This is a genomic window from Sporobacter termitidis DSM 10068 (assembly GCF_900130065.1).
Taxonomy (GTDB): domain Bacteria; phylum Bacillota; class Clostridia; order Oscillospirales; family Oscillospiraceae; genus Sporobacter; species Sporobacter termitidis.
The window spans coordinates 103,291-124,454 of record NZ_FQXV01000008.1; the positions used below are offsets into that span (position 1 = coordinate 103,291).

A 21,164-nucleotide genomic window follows, 5' to 3' on the forward strand; every position below is an offset into this window, starting at 1 on the left:
ACAGAGGAGGCTCTCATTATCTTCATAATCTATAACTTTGCATAGCCTTCTTTTTACTTACTATGAATAGAGAATTTAACCGAGCAAAACGTAGTTTTTATGGTCTAGAGACCTACCCATCAGCGGTTTTGCGCTATGTTTAACCATGGCAACCCAGCAGGGTCGCCGTGTAGCTTTTATTACCATTGTGGGAAGCTTAACATAACAGTTCTTCAAGAATATAGGATAATTACTTTACAAAAGAAACAGGGGGTTATCCCGATGAGTTATCTCAGCAATGATGATATTATTAAGTTAGTATCTGAATATCTTAAAGAGAGTTTTTATAGTTATGCAATAATGCTTGATGGTAGTTGGGGGAGCGGCAAGACTTATTTTATAAAAAATATTCTAATTCCAAAATTGAAAGGAGATATAAAGCAGCATTCAATTTATATATCGTTATATGGTATTAGAAAGACTGAAGATATATCAAATGCTGTTTTTACTGCTATTGCAGAAGATAGAATCGGCAAAGGAAAGAAACTGATCCCTTTAATTAGTAATAGTGTAAGGGTGCTTGCAGAAGTTGTTGGCAACAAAATAGGAAGCGATACAGCCGGAGACACAGACTTGCAAAAAGTGTTTTCACCTTTTATAGACTTTACGAGTTACTTTTATATTTTTGATGATCTTGAACGTTGCTCGATGCCTATTAATGATGTAATGGGATATATTAATCATTTTGTTGAACAAAATGATTCAAAAGTTATCATTGTTGCAAACCAAGTGGAGATTGGCTCCTTGGATAAACAAAACAACTTGGAATTGAAGTATTTTTTTGCATCTCAAGCTGGAATTAGTTGGCCAACGGAGAATAACAATCAAGCAATTTGGGGGTCAAATACAATATCGGAAAAAAACCATGTAGTTGATCTCGAGGAAATAAAAAAGCGTATTAATTATGTCTTTGATGAGAATATTCTATATATGCAAATTAAAGAAAAACTTATTGGAAAAACAATATACTATCAGCCTGATTTAAGTATAATCGTGCCAATGTTGTTCAGCAAATGTCTCGAAATTGAAACAAGAGAATTAGACCTATGGTCCTCCTTGGTATGCGATATTTTTACTGAAGAAAAACATTTTAATATTCGTACACTTCAGTTCTCACTACTATTTTTCGCAAAGGTCACTGCTGCCATAACGCCTATGGAAAAAAACAATGAAATATTAAAGGATATACTTTTTGCAATTGTGAGAGTAGCAATTGGCCATAAAAAAGGAAATCCACCATATGTTTGGAGTGATAATAGTGAATATGGGGTTATTTCTTTAAAAAATGATATCTTGAGTATACATGGGTATTTTCAATCATTCAAATTTATTCATGACTATATATATTATTCTGATTACAATGCCGAACATATTGTTACTGTAATATCCAGTTATTCAAGAAGTAAAGAGAGTTATGCAGACCCAACTAATAAACTAAAACTTTTTTGGCAGATGGAAGATGATGCTATAGAAAATGAAATAAGTATAATGTTTAAAAATTTAGAGGAAAGAAAATATAAAGGCGAATCATATAGATGGGTTATCTCGTTGATATTTATGCTTAAAGGGATTGATATTGAACCAATTCCTGTAACAAAATTTATTGATATGATAAAGTCTAATATATTAGAAGGCGAATCTCTTTCTACAATGCAACAACCTGCAATAAATCAAAATTCACCATGTTTTTTGGATTATAAAGAATGCATGGAAAACCTGGTAGTTTTTGAGAATGAAGTTGAAAAAACAAAGACCTCTGATAATATAAATACAATATTTGAGATGGCATCAGGTTGGGGAGAAGGTTTTTACGATTATTACAATAGAAATGAGAGTAAAATCCTCAAAGCTAAAGAATTTTTCAAACATGTAGACGTTGAGAGATGTGTGCAACGAATTATTGACTCACCCGTTAAAGAATTAAGCGATTTTTTACGAGGAATAGGAAGCATATACAATTTCTCAAATCTTAAAGATTATTTTGAGGCTGATGGTGAGAATTTTAATAAGCTAAAGCACACTTTACAAAGTAGTAAAATTAAGGGAAAAACAAAACAATATAATATTAGCATACTTAATTCTCATATTGATGAGATTCTAAAGCGTTTAATGTATAACCCAATATAGCATGACATGAGGTTTCTGTTATCCATATTATATGACGATGAATGAACTTCCAGTTATCCATAAACTAGTCAAGTCAGGCCTCCCCAGGTCCTTGACTCTGATAATAGCAATTATGGAAGTTGGGATGCGGTTAGGTTGTGGATACTAATATACAAATTACTAAATGCAAAAATTACTGTGCAGACGTTAAATTATGGTATAATATTTTTGAGTTAGCCTAGATTGGATGGTGATTTTTTGATAAAAATATCGTTTATTCATCTTTCGGATATTCATTTTGTGAAATCAAGCAATAACCCTGCTGATATAGACAAGGCTTTGCGAGATGCGATAATTACAGACTTGACTGTGAATGCCAAAAAATTACTTAATAATATTTCAGGTATTCTTGTAACTGGCGATATTGCTTTTTCTGGTGCAAGGACAGAATATGAAATTGCCAAAAAATATCTAAATGAAATATCTGATATTTTCTCAATTAAACCCAGCGATATTTATTGTGTCCCTGGAAATCACGATATTGACCAAATAGCTGCAAGAGAAAGCCATATTGTCTATCAAGAACAATGTGCCATTGACAGCCACAGCAGTATTGATGATGCCGATAAGGCTTTTGCCAAATCGATTAATGCACCTTGCTTCAATGATGTTTTGTTTGAGCCAATACGAGAGTACAACGAATTCGCCAGTCGTTTCAACTGCAATATATCTCCCAAACGAATTACTTGGATTAAAGAATTTGAGTTGGATTATGGGCTGAAGCTGTCTCTCTTTGGCGCTAATTCGTGCTATTTGTCGAATAGTAGTGATCATCAGCCCGGTCAGCCTGATCGTTTAATGTATATCGGACAAGCTCAAATTCCACCACGCATGGCGGACACTGCTATTTTATTGATGTGCCACCATCCACCAGAGTGTTGGAAATTCAAAAGCGATCTTATTGATCGAATCAATAAGAGGGCTGATATACAATTATATGGGCATATGCATACCCAATCAATAGAACTAAACGATAATAATGCAATTTTGTACTCAGGGGCTACTCACCCTACAAGATCGGCAGATTGGGTGCCACGATATAACTGGATTACGATCAGTAGTAACATAGATAATGGTGATAGATTTTTAAATATAGAAATTTATCCTAGAATTTTATCGAAAAACCGAGATTGTTTTCTTGCTGATACAGCAAATACAACTAATGGCATCTACCTCCGACACTCAATAAATATTGACAAAAAGCGTAAAATCGATTTAGAAGATGTTATCATGGAAATTAGCAATGACCTGAGTTCAAAAGATAGAAAAGAATACACAAATGATCAAACGGATATGCATCAAACATATGACGAAGAAATCAATGAACGCGAATTAATATATGGTTTTTACGAATTATCAGTTGTACGTCAACTGGAGTTATTAGGTGAACTGGAATTGTTATCAGAAGATGATAAAGGAAAATCAATGACATCCGTGTTAAACAGCGTAATTCAGCGCTCAAAAGAGCAAGGCAAATTTCGTTTATTATGGAATAGCATAGAAAATAAGGGGGAAATTGAATGAAACAGTTTTTTTCCGAAAGTTATTCAACAGTTTGCGTAGATGCCAATCGTGAGCAATTAGAAATGCGGTGGAAAGGCATTGAACAGTATTGTGGGAGAAAAGAATTTAAGATTTGTGAATTAGTTAAAATGTTTTACTTGCTAACTGTCAATGATGATTTTTTTCAAGACTTCATTTCTGTTTTCAACGAAATTGACATATCTTTCAGTAGAAACAATAAAAAGGAGTTATCAGTTTTAGCTGGAAACATACTTGTCCATTTAATGGAACATGCAGATTTCAAACTTGATATAATTTTTACAATCATATGTTTATCAAAGTATAACATTGATGTTTTAATACCACAGGTTATTGAAAAAGCTTATACAATTTTTGGCTACTTATCTGCAGAAACTAGAGAAAGAGAAATGGCATGTAAAATTATTTCTACAAAATCATTGAAGGAATATGCTCTAAAACTTAAAGATCTTGCAGAAATGGGGACTGAAGAAATCACCGGATTAGCTACTACTATCAACACTATTGCTTCAAGCATATCTATGTTAATGCAGAACCAATCGGAAACCAAAAAAGCGATAGAAGTCTACCATGAGGATTCTAATATTCTTGCATGGTTATTTGGCAATTGGAGTAATGACTTGGGCATTGCACTAACAAAAAAAATAGCGCAAAAGGATGTTGCATTAATTTTGGCAAAAGAATTGGCTGACCTGGTGTCTGTTATGCCTGGTCCATATCCAATTGTATCATTCTTAAATAAAATGCTTGATTTATGTAAATCAGATACAAAGAACTACTCTCTGGTAGAAATGGTAGACGCAATTGATGGTGATATGAAACAAAGCATTATTGAAAAATACAACTGTACCAGCGAAACGCCTGAAAACACTCCCATACTATTTTCGATTAAAAGTGCAAGAGATGTTAATAAACCTGAAGTCTGGAAACATGTAGTATCAAGTCGCATGGGATTCGAAATTGATTCTATTCAGAACAGTATTTTGGATTGGGCCTTCTTGATGTATTTTGAATGTATGCTAATCAAAAGGCTTGAAATGTGAGTGACAATATGGCAGATAACATTATAACAACAACTAAATTGCCTGAGTTAGAAGCCGAGCGTTTAGCTGATGTAGATAATTTAATCAGTGATGATATTGAGATGTCTGATTCTGAAAATTTAAGAGAAGATAGCATAAGAAAAGGATATCAACGGTTGCCTTCTGGCCGAGCACTTTCTCTACATGAAACATATAGCGTGATGGCTGCTGAAAATACTGTGCTTATTATTCTTATTGGCCCTTCTGAATGTGGCAAAACGACTATTGAAACAACGTTATATCAACTTTTTCAAAGGAACTCGGTGTCTGAGTTTCTTTTTGCTGGCTCAAAAACAATCCAAGGATATGAAGAACGGGCATTTTATACGAGAGTAAATTCAAAACAAGAAGTTGCTACTACACCACGAACGAGTCGCGGATTGCAGGAGATATTTTTGCATTTATGCTTATTTGATCGAAATAAAAAGCAGAGAATTAACTATTTATTTGCCGATTTATCTGGTGAAGAAATTCAAGCGCATTTGGCCAATGTTAATAGTCTCACTCAGAATATGTCTTTCATAAGGCATGCGAACTCTTTCACTGTCATTCTGGACGGCGAACGTTTGGCCAATAAGCATCAAAGAAATGGCGTGATTGAAGAAGCCTCAACAATATTAAGGACAATTCTTGATGCAGGGCTCTATTCATCGTCGACTAAAGTTCAACTGGTAATTAGTAAGTACGATATTATCGAAGCAAGCAATGATGCCAATACAAAACAATACATAGAAAAAAACTTACAAGAATTGCAGCTATTAATAACAAAGTATATAAACAAAATTTCAGTTCACAAAGTTGCTGCAATGCCAAATAAAGGTTCTTTGGAAGTTGGCTTTGGACTGGATAACTTATTAACATCATGGGAGTACATTCCATCATATTTACAAATGAATATTACATATGGTGTCAAATATTCATTGAAATCGGAGTTCAACAAACTATTCTATAAGTTGGCAGGTGAAGCTCATGAATAAGAGATGTTTTATTATGGGGCTTCCGGGGGCTGGCAAAACGACTTTTCTTGCTGCATTATGGCATTCTATTAATAATAATTCGGTTGAAACTAAACTAAAGCTAAACAAAATTGACAATGGACAATACCTTGCGCAATTAAGCCGAAAATGGGTTGACGCTGAGCCTTTAGAGAGGACGGTGCCAAGCAATGAGCAAAAGGATATTTGCATTAACCTAATAATGCCCGCTAAAAAAACTTTCGATTTGTTTTTGCCGGATTTATCTGGTGAATCTTTTCAGAAGCAATACGAACGACGCGAAATTTCCGAAGAACTTGTAGAATATATAAAGGCCGCAGATGCAATCCTGTTTTTCATTCATGTGGACGGGGTGAAACCTCTTGGATTCATTCCTGAACACTTTGCTACTTCTCTTGGAAATGATAGTGTTCAGCGAATAGTTCGCGAGCCACAAAAACATGATCCTTTACAAGTTCAAACTATTGAGTTATTGCAATTTGTTTTAGATATACGCAAATACGAACAAACAAATATAGGTTTTGTGTTTTCGGCGTGGGACTTAGTAAAGCAAGTTGATATCCAGATGACACCAGAAAAATTTTTGTTTGATCATATGAACATGCTTTGGCAATTTTGTAATTCAAATCCTGATATACTGAGCTATAGCCTATGGGGAATTAGTGCGCAAGGTGGAAAACTTGATAATAGAGATACTCTACTCGAAAAGGATTTTCCAATCGAGCGCATAGTTGTGGAGGATGCTCATGGAAACAGAGGGTGGGATATAACTCTTCCCTTATATTCTTTAATGGGTGATATCGAATGACTAATAAACCAATAATTATACATCAAACATTACATGGTTACTCGAATGGTCACCATCTGCTGGCATCTTCAACCATTTTATCTGATGCAACAAAACGAAAAATGGACATATTGAGTGACCTTTCCGGCCCAGACTTATCGAAAGGGTTTGAGAGTTATTATTCTGGCTATTTTCTCGAAAATGAGCAATTTCTGGTTTTGGCAAAAACATGGTATGCAAACGAAATGAGCCGTCCAGGTTGTGTCTGGACACATTCATTATTGCTAGGACTTAATGATATAGAATATTTGATATACCAAATACCAAATTTGCTTTCATATTTTGTACGGCCTGATTCTCAAGATAGCTTTGTTTATTATTCAAGACCATTAGAAACTGAGGTCGTGATACATTCACAGGATCAATTTGACCAAAAGAAAATTCAATACTTGCTATGGACAATGCTGGGGCACGAACCCCCAAACATAGTATATTCGCATAATTCCGTTGAATACATTAAAGAAGTAATATATGTCTGGCTTATGTGTTATAACGAATTACCCCCGGAATATTCGTTTATAACAGGTTCAATGTCTATTAGATGTGACAATGCAAAAATAATTAGCCTTCAGTTTGTACCTAATGAACTCAGGAATAAGGTATACCGTTCTGATGATGGCATATCAACTATGAAAAATATTAATGAAGTTCAAAAATTTCCTCCTTGGGTCACTTTCACCTATGACATTATTCAAAACAATGGATGGCATTCTTTTGTAATGTTCAGGAAACTTTTTGGTACAGCTTATAATAAGTATAAATATCTAACGCTGTTTATTAAACTATATTCAGTATTTCGTGGGGATAATGGTTGTCTAAATATTTTCGAGTCATTAGAATTGATTGAGAAAGTCTTTTCTACTGATAAAATTTATGTTGGCAATAAATTTATAGATCTCTATTTTGAAGGAGCCTTTTCTTTATGGGGAACAGATATATCCTATACAAATACAATAATTGCAACTTTAAAGTTTACATGGCTCTCAATAAGTGATGATATGCTTAATGCTTTAATTGGCAAAGGATTTGTTAAAGATCAGATAGGTGCAAAAAAAGTTGTGCAATATCTTACTAAGGTCGAAGATAACCAAATACAAGAACGGTATCTGTTTAGTTATGCTCACTTGTTAACAGCCGATCTCCTTGAGAAGTTTTCAGATATGGATTATAGTATTTGTAGTGTACTCGTAACAATAAATCCTTCCCTTGCGGAATGTGTGGCAATCTGGAAACAATCAAGGGGTTATCAAAAAGGAATTTTAGACTCTCTTAGAATATGTGAAAATGATAACAGACTGAATATAAATTTGATTTATACCATTCTTGACAATAGCATATATGATTTTGCTTCTGAAATCTATGCGCTGTGGGGCGAGGCGTCAATTGACATATTCTTAGAATATCTGCTCCAAATTCGCTTTTTGCTACATGAAGATACGCAGACAATGCTTGAGTTATGCAAAGCACATTCTAAGACAGCAACGTTAATGTTTGAAAAACAGTTCACTAGTCTCTCTAGTAAGCAAATTTGTACGTTATTAAGCATTATCAACCCATATTCTGATAGAATAGCTAATCAACCATTAGTCAACATGTTTAAGATGTTAAACATTAAAGATTTGAGTAGTAATCAAAAGGATGATTTAGCTGACTTTTACCTTCCAATAATTCTTAGGAGCAGCCAGTACTTCCCGGATGATCTCGTAGCGTTCGTTGCATATAATGTTCACGATCGATTGGCAAACCTTGTCTATCCCGAAAATAAGTGGAGAAAACTTCAGTCTCTTTTACCCGAAACTTCTTGGCTGAACCAGTGGGACAAATGTAAAAGAGTTCGTAAAGCAATAAAGAAAAAAGGATATAATATAAAAAAACTGGAAGAGTATAATGATAACGATTTCGATATTCATCTACTGTAATTACTGGTTACCCATATACCCCAAACAACTGCCCACTATATTTAAACCATGCATCAGAAGCTAAATCCGATGATTTATACTGAAAGAAGGCCTTACCATGAAATTAGGGGCTATGGCTATTATCCTGGACTCCGGCAACTCGGAGGAACTCTCGGACTTTTATTCAAAGATGCTTGGCTGGACAAAGCATAAATCTGACGACGGGGAATGGATTGTTGTCGTCAACGAAAGTAAAGAAGGAACGCCATGGCTGACCTTTCAAGAAATTGAAAATTACGAACGGCCGGTTTGGCCCGCGGTACCGGGCAAGCAACAGCAAATGCTGCATTTGGATTTCCATGTTGAAGAAGTGGAGGAAGGGGTAAAACAAGCATTAGCGTGCGGCGCGGTGCTTTCCGACATACAGCTGGAGGATTCATGGCGTGTATTGCTTGACCCTGCCGGGCATCCTTTCTGTATTCTTCCCATGCCCACGTTCTTATCTGATTAGCTAATCCATATATGTAAATCTATACCTCTCATCGTAGCCCTTATCCCACATATCGTACAACCCACCTCACATAAACTGATACCAGACGAAATGCCGTCTGGTATTTTTTATGCCCGAAATCAGCCGAAAGGAGGCCGTACCAATGACGGGTCCAACCTGCGTCATAAGCACAAAAGAATATCCGGCAAACGATGGAATGCTTACTATAGAAAATATCGCCGTAGGAGCCAGAAAAAAAACTGACATAATCAGGGGAATTATTGAGCACATGGCTTGTCCGCCTGACATGGGTTTGGTACAATCGGCTTATAGAAACACGGCTGATTGCGGCTCTCAGGAAAAGGAGGCTGGAGATTGAGAGCCGACGCGCGGCGGGGGCCGCCTGCCCCCGGCCTGTATCATGCGGCGCTGTACATGAGACTCTCGAAGGACGACGACGGGACGCTAGAGAGCGCGAGCATCGCAACACAACGGAAGATGCTCCGCACCTACGCCGACGAAAACGCCTATACGATCGCCGGCGAGTACATAGACGACGGATGGTCAGGAACCAACTTTGACCGTCCGGACTTCAAACGGATGATCGCCGACATCGAGGCCAGAAAGATCAACATGGTTATCACAAAGGATTTTTCGCGCCTCGGCAGGGACTACATCACAGCCGGGCAATATACAGAAATGTATTTCCCCGAGCACAACGTCCGTTACATCGCCATCAACGACGGCTACGACTCGACGAATCCGTTTAACGACATCGCCCCGTTCAAGCATGTCATCAACGAGATGTACGCGCGCGACACAAGCAAGAAGATACGCTCCGCTTTCCAGACCAAGATGCTGGAGGGCAGCTACATCGGAAATTTCGCCCCATACGGCTATAAGAAAGACCCTGACAACAAGAACCATCTCATTATCGACTATGAAGCCGCCGCTGTGGTGCGGGAGATTTTTCAAATGGCCGTTGCCGGCAACCGTCCTTCGGAAATTGCCGCACAGCTCAACCAGAGCGGCATCGCATCCCCCGTGATGTATCGCTGCCGGGCGCGGCCGAATCTTGATCCGAACTCCTACACAACCCGCAGGGAGTGGACACCGTCGACCATCTGCAAGCTGCTTGCAAATGTCGTTTACCTCGGTCATACGGCGCAGGGCAAGACGTCAAAGCCGTCCTTCAAGAGCAAGACGGCCTTCCGGAAGCCGCGTGACGAGTGGTATATCGTCGAAAATACACACGAACCGCTTGTCACACAAGATATGTTCGACCTAGTGAGAAAGCGCAGTGTGTCGAGGCGGAATGAGCCGAAAACCGGTTTTCAAAATGTCTTTTCCGGCATAGCCAAATGCGCAGACTGCGGCGGGAACATGTCCACAACCGGCTCTCGGAAAAAGGGTTCGCCTTACAACCTTGTGTGCGGGCGGTATAAGCTATACGGCAGCAAAGAGTGTTCCAACCACTTCATCGACTATGAGCTTCTCTATCAATCCGTGCTGTCTGAAGTTAAGGAAATGCTCAAGCTGTCCGAAAAGGACAAAAAGCAGGTGCTGGCGGACATGGAGAAGGCAAGGCGCAGTGAAAAGGCAAATGAGACGGATCATGAGATGGTCAAACTTCTGAAAACGCTGAAAGCTCGCGATGAGGAGCTCGACGCGCTGATTCGCCGGCTGTACGAGGATAACGTAAGCGGCAAAATCAGCGACGAACGGTTCACGAAGCTGAACGCTGCGTATGAGGCGGAGCAGCGGCAGGTCGGCCAAAAGATAAAGTTGTTAAAAAAACCCGCCGTTGAGGAGACAAGCGACAAAGAATCCCGCCGGCGTTTCATGGAACTGCTCGACGGCCTTGCCGATATCAGTGAGCTGACGCCAAACCTTGTTAAGCGGCTCATAGACCGCGTCGAGGTCGGGCAGGGCGGGTATGAGCAAACGCCGGAGGGCAAGAAAAAACGCCAGACCGTAAGGATATTCTGGCGCTTCGTAGGAGAATTGAGCGCGTAGCATATATTGACTATCCATGTGCATGGGCTTTGGCTGCAACGCGGCGGGCGTCATCGGGTGCCGGATCATAGATTCTCCGCGCGAGCGGCTGATTGCAATTATCACCAACAATTTCGTCCCCTGCAACGGCCGGTTCCCGACCCTGATCGCCATCATCACCATGTTTTTCGCCGGCGCGGTGGGCGGGGCGTTCCAGTCCGTCGTCTCAACGCTGGCGCTCACGGGAGTGATCGTGCTGGGCGTTGCGATGACCGTGTTTGTCTCCAAGCTGTTATCCAAAACGATACTGAAGGGCCTGCCGTCGTCCTTCAATCTAGAGCTGCCGCCGTACAGGCGGCCCCAGATCGGCAAAGTCATCGTCCGGTCGATCTTTGACAGAACGCTGTTTGTGCTGCGGAGGGCCGTGGTCGTCGCGGCGCCGGCGGGGCTCGTCATCTGGGCGCTGGCGAATATCCAGACAGGCGGCGTCAGCCTGCTTGCCCAATGCGCGGCGTTTCTCGATCCGTTTGCCCGCTTTATCGGGCTGGACGGCTACATACTCATGGCGTTCGTCCTCGGGTTCCCCGCCAACGAGATCGTTGTGCCGATCATGATCATGAGCTATATGGCCACCGGCTCCCTGGTGGAGCTGGACAGTCTGTCCGACCTCCACGCGCTGTTTTTAGCCAACGGCTGGACCTGGCTCACCGCCGTATGCGCCATGCTCTTTTCGCTGATGCATTGGCCCTGCGGAACGACCTGCTTTACGATAAAAAAAGAGACGCAAAGCCTCAAGTGGACGCTCGTTTCCTTTGCCGTCCCCACGGCGGCGGGGATTGCCGCGTGCGCCGTTGTGGCCAACGGCGTCCGGCTGCTTGGGCTGGCGTAGGCCTTATGCCAGGCTGACGAGCCTCGTATAGCGGCGCAGCGGATACTCTCCGTCGTGGGGCGCGCCGCCGTACGGGGAGGACATATCCGCCCCCGGACAGACCCGGACGACGCCGGCCTTGAACAGCAGCGCCGCCACCGCGTCCCGCTCCGAGTCCGCGCAGACAAGGCCGGCGGTCTGAAGAAAGCTTTTATACGGATGCAGGCGGCGGATGATCGAGCCCCGGGGCAGCCGCTTTACCCAGGCGTTGCCGAACTGTATGGCGGTCTCGAGGCCGTCGTCCTGACAGGCGGTGAGGCTGCAGCGCCCGCCCCGGTAGACCCGGCTGCCGCTGAAAACGCTTTCCAGCTCCGCGCTGTAAAGCTTCAGCGCGGCCTGGGGCTCGAGCCCGACGCCCGGGGCGCCGTGGGCCCGGCCCATGGCGTCCTCAAGCATGGGCAGGAACCTTTCGCAAAAATCGTACACCGCCGCCATGTCGTCCGTGTCGATGAAAATCCCCTGCACGGAGCTGCACAGCAGCTGCCCGGTCACAGCGATGTTTTCGGCCACGCCCTTCAGCGCATCCTCATGGAACCCCTGCACCGTCACATAGGCAAAGCTCACCTTGTGGCCCCACTCGATGAGCCGGACGTTCGGGGGGATCAGCCGGCGCAGCGCCGCCACAGCCTCGGCGCCGCCCCACACCACCACGGCGTCCGCCACGCCGATGAGCTTTTGGATATGAACGATGTCCTTGGACGAATAATCGAAAACGTAAATGTATTCGGCCAGCGTGGGCTCGATTTTGATGAGCTCCAGGAGGAGACGGACGGAGGCCCCGCCCTCTTCCGCCGGCAGCTTCAGAATGTTGATGTTGCCGGTCAGGAGCCCTTCCAGCACGCTGAAGGCCGGCAGGCCGTCGGCGTTGCCGGCGGCGATATGGACAAGGACCCCCAGGGGGTAAAGCCGCTCGGTCACAGCGCCTGTTCCGCCGGGCGGCACAAAGGTTCGGGGCCTGCCCCAGCCCTCGCCCAGCTCGGCGTTCAGCCGGTACCGGAGGCTCTCGGCGCAAAACATCTGCCGGGCCTCGGCAATATATTTTCTGCCCAGGGCCTCGTCGATCCCCAGAGCCTTCATGGCTTCCAGGTAAAACGCCTCGTCCAGATTGCGGACAAGCCTGTCGCAGGCGGAGACGACGCGCTCCGGCGCCAGCACCGGTTTTGCCAGCGTGTCCGCCACGCGGGCCTCGAGGCTTTCCAGAACGGCCTCGCATCCGGCCTCGTCCAGGATTTTGCCGTCAACAAGATTCATGCGCCGGCACCGGCTTTCCGCAGCACGTCCAAAAGCTCCGAGGCGCCGGCCGCGCACGTTTTGAGGTCGGCATATCCCACGCGCCCCAGGACTTCGAAATACGGGGATTTGATCCCGCAGGGGCACTCCGCTCCCCGGTGCAGCACCGCCAGATCGTCGGTGATAACGCTTGTAAAGGGCATGCTCGTGAGCATGGGGGTGATGAGGTTCAAAAGCCCCGGCGCGCCGAAGGGCAGCGGACGCAGCGCCGTATCCCGGATGACGACCCGCGAATAGACGGGGACATGAAAATGATGGTGCGGGCAGTCAAAGTACGGCACGGGGTGCTCCACGGCGCCGAAAAATTCCCGGATTCTGCGCTCTCCCAGACCGAGGACGTCCTCGGCCATGGCGTAAAGGGCGGGCTTGTCGACCCGCTCGGCAAAAAACTGCTTCCAGCCGCCGGCCAGCAGGACGAGGGATTTCGGGTGCAGCCGGAGCCTCAGCCCGGCGCCCGCGAGCTCTTTCAAAAGGAACATGAAATACGCCGGGAAGCCGATAAAACGGACGGGCAGCCCCTGCTTTTCATACCGGCGGAGCGCCCCCACGATGCCGGCGGTATTCAGCACATAGTCGCTGCCGGTGTCCTTCAAAGCGTAGACCCGGTGTACGGCGGGCGCGGAATACGTCACGGCGTAGGCCGTTTTGGCCGCGCCGATTTTGTTGCGTTTGGCGGGCTCGTAGCCGAGCACAACATAATTGGTGGGGCGGGGGGATACGAGACGGTTCGTAAAAAACGTCGCGGCGATCATCCCGGCGCCGCGCCACGCGGAGGACCGGTCAAAGCCGACCTGGCTGACCTTACCGCTGGTGCCGGACGTGGTGGACTTGAGCATCAGGCGCTCCGGGGGAACGGAATAGAGCGGATGGTTTTTTAAAAATAACGTGGGGAGCGGCGGTATTTTATAAATATCGCCGCTTGTTTGGACAGACTCCTCGGAAAAGCCCCGGCTTCTCAGCAGCGCGTCATAATCCCGGCAAAGGCCGCGGTGATGGCGGACGTTTTCCAGGACGGCGTTGAGGAATAAGGCGTCGGTCCTTTCAAGGTCGTATATCTTCCGGCTGAAAAACAGCCTTCCGCCGTAACTCATGCGTATCGCCTCCAAACGGATGAACGGGAAACGCTTCCCTTTGAACCCATAATATTACAGGGAGCGGGAAAGTACAAGAATTTTCGCCCCCCGGGATATTTCCTCCCGGCGGACACGCAAAAACGCGTGCGCTCATATAATGTGGTGAAGCTGTCGGCCTGCCGTGGCGCAGGAGGGCAGCCGATAAGGGCCCCGCCGGATTTCTGCGCGCCGCGGGGCCGAGAGCAAGCTTATCCATTTCATGCCGTCGCGCAGCGGCGGAACAGGTTTTGAGAATGTTTAGTTATACAGTACGGCCGGGAGACACGCTTTTCGGCATCGCCTCGGCCTTCGGTGTCCCGCTGACGGCGATCCTGGCGGTCAACCCGGGTTTGAACGCTTTCAATATCTTCCCTGGACGTGTGATACTCATTCCGGTTCCGAGTTTTCGTCCGCCGGTTTTTCCGATTTTCCCCAGGCCGCCAATTTTCCCCAGACCCCCGTTTTTCCCCGGTCCCGGTCCTCGTCCCGGTCCCGGTCCTCGCCCTGGCCCTGGCCCTGGCCCTGGTCCTGGTCCCGGTCCCGGTCCCGGCCCCGGTCCTGGTCCTGGTCCTGGTCCCGGTCCTGGTCCTGGTCCTCGCCCTGGCCCCGGTCCCGGCCCCGGCCCTGGCCCACGTCCTGGTCCCGGCTTCGGTCCCGGCCCTGGAATTGGTTCCGGAGCGCGGCCCGGTTCCGGCGGCGGTATGGGCGGCCCCGGAGGCGGCTTCGGCCCGCAAAGGTAGGGCCACCGGCTCCCGGCAGCGGACCGGGAGGACTGCCGGAGCTTGGCGCCGGCGATACATGCACATTTCGCGCCGCCCGGCATAGAATAGTCACGGGGATGAGGCCAGTCATTTTCATTCACATACACTGACCAACCTGAATAAGGTCAGCAAGCAGTCTGTTTATTCACGATTTCCCATCGACATGATTACCCTCCTCAGAAATACATTGAACCTCCTGCCGCGCGTCCCGGATGCGGCGGGAGGTCTTTTTGTCGGGCGGCGTAATTTTTCGCCGTCCGGGCATCTATTTCGGCCCGGACAAACATATATTTATCGACAGGAGGGGATTGCGATATGTATGCTGTTTTGGTCATCGGGGCCATCGTCGTCTGCGCCGTCTTTTTTGCGGGCGTCAGGATCATCCGCCCGTCCCGGCGGGGGCTTGTGGAAACCTTCGGGCGCAGCACGCGGTATCTTCAACCGGGGTTCCACTGGATCGTGCCGCTCGTTCAAAAGGCGGTCATCGCGGATTTGTCGGAGCGGATGCTGACACTGGGGCCGCTGCTTGTTATTACAAGCGACAATCTGAGCGCCAACGCCAGCGCCGCGGTCACCGTCCGGCTGAGGGACGGCGCGGAGAGCGTCCGGGCGGCGGTGTACAATGCGGGCAATTATCTGGACCAGACGGCCAGCATGGCGCGGACGGCGCTCCTGGACGTCGTGGGCGGGACGGACCTGAAAAGCCTGGGCTGCTGCCGGAAGTATGTCAGCGAGGAATTTTTTGAGGCGCTCCGCCGGAGCGCGGCGCCGCTGGGCGTGGAAATCGTGCGGGCCGAGGTGACGGAGATCGAGTTTACGGCGGATATCCGCGCCTCGCTGCACAGCACGGTCCTGGCGGCCAATGAAAAAACCGCGGCGGCCGATTTCGCGGCCGCGGCGAAAATGACGGCGGAGGGCATGAAGCGCGCCGACATCATCAAAGCCGAAGGGAAAAAACAGGCGCGGGTGCTGGCCGCGGAGGGCGAGGCCAAGGCCATCCGGCTCATCTGCGAGGCCTCCCGGCATTATGCCGCGGGCAGCGCGCAGCTTTTGAGGATCGTCGAGACGGCGCTGGGGAGCGGCGGGGGCGGCCTGCCGCCGATACCGGAGTACGACAGCGCCTCGGAGGAGCAAACGGACGCGGAACAGACCGCCCGCGCCGGCAATCGCGCCGTGTGAACGGTCTCCGGCGCCATGCCCGCCCTTATTTTCCGACATCTTCATTTGACTTTCGACATAACTGGTATATAGTAGAAGTGTACCCGACGGTATTTATTCTGCAGCGAAAGGATGCGATAAAATGGCATACATCATCATTGCGGTCGTCGTCGTATTGATCTTTCTTTCAGGCATACGCATCGTCCGACCGACCCACCGGGGACTTGTGGAAACGCTCGGCAAATATACGAGCTTTGCATCGCCCGGCTTCCACTGGATCGTGCCCGTTATCCAAAAGCTCTATCAGGTGAATATCACCGAGCAGATGGTCAACGCCGATCCCCAGGTCATCATCACCAACGACAATCTGAACGCCACGGTCGACGCGCAGGTCTACTTCAAGGTGCGGCAGGACGAGGAGAGCGTCAAGGCGTCCATGTACAACGCCGATAATTACTATTACCAGATCGTCAACCTGGCCCGGACGACGCTCCGAAACATCATCGGCACCATGTCGCTCCGTTCGGCCAACAGCGAGCGCGGCGTCATCAACACCGAGCTGCACAAGACGCTTGAGTCGGAGACGAGGAACTGGGGCATCCTGATCACCAGGACGGAGCTCAAGGAGATCGATCCCCCGAAGGACGTCCAGGAGACGATGAACAAGGTCGTCAAGGCCGAAAACGAAAAGATCGCGGCCATCGACTTCGCCACGGCCACCGAGACGGCGGCGGACGGCCAGAAACGGGCCGAGATCAAGAAGGCCGAGGGCGTCAAGCAGGCAAAGATTCTCGCCGCCGAAGGCGAGGCGCAGGCCATAAGACTCGTCAACGAAGCCGCGCAGCAGTACTTCGTCGGCAACGCGCAGCTGCTCCGCGAGCTGCAGGCCGTGGAGACGGCGCTGAAAAACAACGCCAAAATCGTCGTGCCCGCCGATTCCCAGCTTGTCAACCTCGTCGGCGAGCTGTCCGGCATCCTCCCCGTGGAGAAAAAAGCCCCGAGGGAGCCCGGCGCGTAAGGCGAGGAATAATCGGGCGCATGGTATAATATTTACGCTGTATTTGCCTCCGGGCATCTGTCGGCGGGGAAGTGGCGTGATGCTTTTGCAGAGTAGCGCCACTTCTTTTATTTTTTGTTGAGTTCGTCCCGCACCAAATATATCCCTTTTCGTACGACCTCTGAACGGGTGGTATGCAGCCTTTCGGTACAAGCATCCAATACTTCTTTTGCTTCCGCATCTACCCGTAAATAGATTCTCTCGGATAAAGGATTCTGAGATGGTGGACGGCCCATCTTTTTGCCCGACATTGACTCACCTCACTTTTTGTCGGCTCATAAGTATGATACAATTTAGCCGACAAAAAGTCAAGCTTAAATGCAAAAAATGTCTTATAGGACTGCTGCCCCGGAAACCGCATGAATATAAAATAAAACCAGAGACCGTCGAAAAATCGGCGGCCTTTGGCTTATAAGTTAAGTCAATAGATATCGGGTAGTCAATAAAATTTTATTTGAATAATTTTGCCAGCACGGCGCCGGCGGCGCGGGCGGCCGCCGTTTTGACGGGGTTTGCCCGGTGGGGTATGTAAAACGCGCGCTTTTTGTCAAGCCAGCCGTTTTGCTCCCATTGGGCGCGGTCGTAGGTGCCCTTGAATTGCGGTGCCGACCTGTAGATGGATTGCTGCACCCTGAAAATCATCAGCGAATAAAAAGACGGCGTCAGAGCCTTTTTATCGGCGATGGCGCGGGACAATTTCTCCGCCAGCCGGTCGGCGTCCCGGCCGAATTTGTCGGCCGCGTCGGCCTCTGCCATCAGGGCGCCCATCCGGAATTTTCTGTCCCCCGCGATGTGAAAGCCCCAGGACCCGAGCGCGAACTCCAGCGTCCTGGCGGCGCGGCCGGACGACTCGGCGCCGGAGGTCGTCACGATCAGCGCGGTCTTCCCGGCAAAGGCCGGGCGGTGGCAATTGAAGGCCATCCGGTCAATAAAATTTTTCATGCCCGCCGTCACGTCCTCCACGTAGACGGGGGAGGCGAAAATCGCGCCGTCCGCGTCCAGCAGCTTTTTGTACAGCCCGGGCAGGTCGTCCTTCAAGGGGCAGTGCGCCTCGCCCCTGTCGAAGCAGACGCGGCAGCCGCGGCACAGGCTAAGGTTCCTGTCGGCCAGCGCGACGTATTCAAATTCCAGCGGGAAGCCCTCCCGCCGTGACCGACGGCGCAGGCTCTCCTCTATAAGGCGCACGATGCGCTCCGTATTGCCGCCCTTCCGGGCGCTGGACTGCAGCGCGACGATCCTCACGCCCGGCGCCGCCCGTCGCTGCGGCTGAAAAGGTCTCTTCTCATTTTCTTCAGCTGCTTCATGAAAATGAACCAGAGGGCGACAAGCACCTGCAGCACAGCGCCGATGGCGAAGACCAGGTCCACGTTTGTCAGCGGGAAAAGCACATAAATGGTAGCGCAGACGGACCAGATCAGGGCGCTGACGGCCGCGAACCGGAATTTCAGCCCCCACCAGAGGGATGTGAACACCACGCTGATAATGAAGGTGACGGGGATGGCGATGATAAAGCTGTACCAGGCCCAGTCAAGGGTCGGGGCAAAAACCTGCAGCGCCGTATACGTCACGGTGGCCGCGAGCCACGCCAGCCCCACGGACATCAAAAGGATGATGACGCGGTTTTTGTTGAGGTTCACTTCCACGGGCGGCGGCAGCGGCGCGTTTTCGCTGATCAGGTCGTTGACGGAAACATTGAACAGGCCGGCCAGGACCGTCAGCACATAAATGTCGGGCACGCCCTCGGCCCGCTCCCATTTGGAGACGGACTTGTCGGAGTAGGAGATCTGCTCGGCCAACTCCGACTGGGTCATGTTGTGCAATTTTCGATAGTGCGCCATGTTCGCCGCGATGCGCTGCCGGAGAAGCATTTCGTCTGTTTCGAGTTTGCTCATTAGTTCACCTCGCGCCGCTCTACTGCCGGTAGAGCGGCATCTACTTTCCCGATACGTGGGTTATTTTGATAATAGAGTTCGAAATAAGAACAGTAGGTTGGTTTTTGCGCGGCTTTTGGGTATAATTCATTGCGTCATATACGGACGCGTCCCACGCACCCCGGCCACGTGAACCGGGGCGCGAATAATGAACGGTGAATACATAAGCTCGTCTGGCATCCGTGCCCGGTCTTAAGGTCTTATGCGCCTGTCATTTAAATCACTATCAGAAGGTTGGAGGACTTAAATTGACAAACTATAAGATAACGTGCAGCTCCACGGCGGATTTGCCGCGCTCCTATTTCGAGAGCAAAGACATCCCGTATGTCTGTTACCATTTTGAAATGGACGGCAAGCTCTACCCGGACGATCTGGGAAAAACGGTCCCGTTCAAAGAGTTCTATGACCGGATCGACGCCGGCGCGATGCCGGTGACGTCTCAGGTCAACGTGGAGGAGTTCAAGAAATTCTTCGAGCCTGTCCTGGCGGAAGGAATGGACCTGCTGCACATCGAAATGTCTTCGGGCATTTCGGGCACGTTCAACTGCGCCCGCATAGCGCGGGAAGAGCTCATGGAAAAATACCCCGACCGCAAATTTTACCTGGTGGATTCGCTGGGCGCCTCCTCGGGCTTCGGCCTGCTGGTGGACACGGCCTGGGATATGAAAAACAGCGGCCGACCCGCCGAGGAGGTCTACGGCTGGCTCGAGGAGAACAAGCTGAAGCTCCACCACTGGTTTTTCTCGACAGATTTGAAGCATTATAAACGCGGCGGCAGAATTTCCGCCACCTCGGCCGCGCTCGGTACGCTCCTCAATATCTGTCCGCTGATGAATATGAACGATAAGGGCGAGCTGATCCCCAGAGAAAAAATCAGGGGCAAGAAGCACGTGATCCGCGAAATCGTCGAGAAGATGAAGGCGCACGCCCAGAACGGCGCCGCGTATTCCGGCAAATGCTTTGTCTCAAACTCGGCCTGCCCCGAGGACGCGCAGGCCGTGGCGGCGCTGGTGGAGGCCGAATTCAGGCACTTGAGCGGCAAGGTCATGGTCAACGATATCGGCACCGTCGTCGGTTCCCACACGGGGCCGGGGACAGTGGCGCTGTTCTTCTGGGGTGACGAGCGGGTGGATTAGCCGCCTGACAGCGGCTTTGATTGAAACGGAGGATTCATTTGTTTAAGCAGCGTTTGGCAAAATTTATCAGAGTCATCACCGTCGCTCCGGTCATGGCGCTCATGCTTTTGGTCATCCTATATTTTACGAGGGACGGTTTTTTCGGCAACACGCTCAATCTCATACTGGCCATCGTATTTCTCGTCGTCCTGCCGATACTGGCATATCCGCTCCAGCCGCTTCTCCCGCATTTCAGGGACAAGGGCCGCGACGGGCAGCGGAGCCTTGCCATGTGGATGGCCAGCCTCGGCTACATCCTCGGCCTTGTGTCGGCGCTCTTTCTGCCGGTCTCCAATTACCTGCTCATCATCTACCTGACGTATCTGATTTCCGGCGTGTCGCTTGTCCTGCTCAACAAGGTGTTTAAAGTCAAGGCCAGCGGGCACGCCTGCGGCGTGGCCGGCCCGATTTTCTCGCTCATCTATTTCCTCGGCCCCTGGGTTCTGCTGGGCCTGCTGCTCCTGGCGGCGGTATTCTGGGCCAGTCTCAACATGAACAGGCACGACAAATCGGAGCTGCTCATCGGGTCGACGGTACCAACGTACGCGTTCCTGCTGGCGTTTCTGATCGTGCTGGGCTACCGCGGGCTCTGATACGGCGGCAGATTAGGAATATTTTATCACTCCCGGTCCGCCGTTGTCGAGCGTTTATTGTGTCCCAGTTATGAATAAAGAGTGAATTTTAAAGAGCTGCCCGCA

General features: G+C 48.6%; 18 protein-coding genes and 1 pseudogene. 14 read left to right on the forward strand and 5 right to left on the reverse strand.

Annotated elements, in window-relative coordinates:
• Positions 1–261: 261 nt before the first annotated feature.
• The 10 genes and pseudogenes from BUB60_RS12070 to BUB60_RS12115 form a co-directional block, all read left to right on the forward strand.
• A complete protein-coding gene (locus BUB60_RS12070) occupies positions 262–2,166 on the forward strand; it encodes a P-loop NTPase fold protein (protein ID WP_073079347.1) in 1,905 nt (634 codons plus the stop codon).
• A 237-nt stretch (positions 2,167–2,403) separates the two neighbouring features.
• Entirely contained in the window at positions 2,404–3,729 is a 1,326-nt protein-coding gene (locus tag BUB60_RS12075; RefSeq protein WP_073079349.1) for a metallophosphoesterase family protein, read from the forward strand.
• Positions 3,726–4,790, forward strand: coding sequence for a GTPase-associated system all-helical protein GASH (locus tag BUB60_RS12080; RefSeq protein WP_073079351.1), 1,065 nt, complete (start codon positions 3,726–3,728; stop codon positions 4,788–4,790). The genes BUB60_RS12075 and BUB60_RS12080 overlap by 4 nt, the downstream gene beginning before the upstream one ends.
• Positions 4,791–4,798: 8 nt before the next feature.
• Positions 4,799–5,806 (forward strand): TRAFAC clade GTPase domain-containing protein, encoded by a 1,008-nt coding sequence (locus tag BUB60_RS19805; protein ID WP_143162337.1) that lies wholly within the window; start codon positions 4,799–4,801, stop codon positions 5,804–5,806.
• Entirely contained in the window at positions 5,799–6,632 is an 834-nt protein-coding gene (locus tag BUB60_RS12090; RefSeq protein WP_143162338.1) for a TRAFAC clade GTPase domain-containing protein, read from the forward strand. The genes BUB60_RS19805 and BUB60_RS12090 overlap by 8 nt, the downstream gene beginning before the upstream one ends.
• On the forward strand, positions 6,629–8,590 hold the full coding sequence (locus tag BUB60_RS12095; protein ID WP_143162339.1) for a GAP1-N1 domain-containing protein: 1,962 nt from the start codon (positions 6,629–6,631) through the stop codon (positions 8,588–8,590). The genes BUB60_RS12090 and BUB60_RS12095 overlap by 4 nt, the downstream gene beginning before the upstream one ends.
• 97 nt (positions 8,591–8,687) lie before the next feature.
• Positions 8,688–9,080: a VOC family protein gene (locus BUB60_RS12100; RefSeq protein WP_073079370.1), complete on the forward strand. Its 393-nt coding sequence runs from the start codon at positions 8,688–8,690 to the stop codon at positions 9,078–9,080.
• Between the two features lie 142 nt (positions 9,081–9,222).
• Positions 9,223–9,438: a hypothetical protein gene (locus BUB60_RS12105; RefSeq protein WP_073079372.1), complete on the forward strand. Its 216-nt coding sequence runs from the start codon at positions 9,223–9,225 to the stop codon at positions 9,436–9,438.
• Positions 9,435–11,075 (forward strand): recombinase family protein, encoded by a 1,641-nt coding sequence (locus BUB60_RS12110; RefSeq protein ID WP_242941199.1) that lies wholly within the window; start codon positions 9,435–9,437, stop codon positions 11,073–11,075. Before BUB60_RS12105 ends, BUB60_RS12110 begins: the two co-directional genes overlap by 4 nt.
• A 10-nt stretch (positions 11,076–11,085) precedes the next feature.
• Positions 11,086–11,943: pseudogene (locus BUB60_RS12115) on the forward strand (nucleoside recognition domain-containing protein); the annotation flags it as partial.
• A gap of 3 nt (positions 11,944–11,946) precedes the next feature.
• On the opposite strand, the gene BUB60_RS12120 reads toward BUB60_RS12115, so the two are convergent.
• From BUB60_RS12120 to BUB60_RS20660, 3 genes are all read right to left on the reverse strand, one after another.
• Positions 11,947–13,233 (reverse strand): acyl-CoA reductase, encoded by a 1,287-nt coding sequence (locus tag BUB60_RS12120; RefSeq protein WP_073079377.1) that lies wholly within the window; start codon positions 13,231–13,233, stop codon positions 11,947–11,949.
• The gene (locus BUB60_RS12125; protein ID WP_073079380.1) at positions 13,230–14,363 is read right to left on the reverse strand and encodes a LuxE/PaaK family acyltransferase; all 1,134 of its coding nucleotides are present in this window, start codon (positions 14,361–14,363) and stop codon (positions 13,230–13,232) included. The genes BUB60_RS12120 and BUB60_RS12125 overlap by 4 nt, the downstream gene beginning before the upstream one ends.
• Positions 14,364–14,771: 408 nt before the next feature.
• A complete protein-coding gene (locus BUB60_RS20660) occupies positions 14,772–15,242 on the reverse strand; it encodes a hypothetical protein (protein WP_242941200.1) in 471 nt (156 codons plus the stop codon).
• Between the two features lie 218 nt (positions 15,243–15,460).
• Between BUB60_RS20660 and BUB60_RS12135 the strand changes: the two genes are divergently transcribed.
• Positions 15,461–16,324, forward strand: a complete 864-nt coding sequence (locus BUB60_RS12135; RefSeq protein WP_073079384.1) for an SPFH domain-containing protein — start codon at positions 15,461–15,463, stop codon at positions 16,322–16,324.
• Positions 16,325–16,445: 121 nt separating this feature from the next.
• Positions 16,446–17,321 (forward strand): SPFH domain-containing protein, encoded by an 876-nt coding sequence (locus tag BUB60_RS12140; RefSeq protein ID WP_073079386.1) that lies wholly within the window; start codon positions 16,446–16,448, stop codon positions 17,319–17,321.
• 489 nt (positions 17,322–17,810) lie between these two features.
• Here BUB60_RS12140 and BUB60_RS12150 read toward each other — a convergent pair whose 3' ends face one another.
• Both BUB60_RS12150 and BUB60_RS12155 read right to left on the reverse strand, forming a co-directional pair.
• Positions 17,811–18,602 carry a flavodoxin family protein gene (locus BUB60_RS12150; RefSeq protein ID WP_073079392.1) on the reverse strand — a complete coding sequence of 264 codons (792 nt, stop codon included), beginning with the start codon at positions 18,600–18,602 and terminating at the stop codon, positions 17,811–17,813.
• Positions 18,599–19,252 (reverse strand): helix-turn-helix domain-containing protein, encoded by a 654-nt coding sequence (locus BUB60_RS12155; RefSeq protein WP_073079394.1) that lies wholly within the window; start codon positions 19,250–19,252, stop codon positions 18,599–18,601. Before BUB60_RS12155 ends, BUB60_RS12150 begins: the two co-directional genes overlap by 4 nt.
• 287 nt (positions 19,253–19,539) lie before the next feature.
• Between BUB60_RS12155 and BUB60_RS12160 the strand changes: the two genes are divergently transcribed.
• A complete protein-coding gene (locus tag BUB60_RS12160; RefSeq protein WP_073079397.1) occupies positions 19,540–20,427 on the forward strand; it encodes a DegV family protein in 888 nt (295 codons plus the stop codon).
• Between the two features lie 38 nt (positions 20,428–20,465).
• Positions 20,466–21,059, forward strand: coding sequence for a hypothetical protein (locus tag BUB60_RS12165; RefSeq protein ID WP_084726450.1), 594 nt, complete (start codon positions 20,466–20,468; stop codon positions 21,057–21,059).
• Positions 21,060–21,164 lie beyond the last annotated feature (105 nt).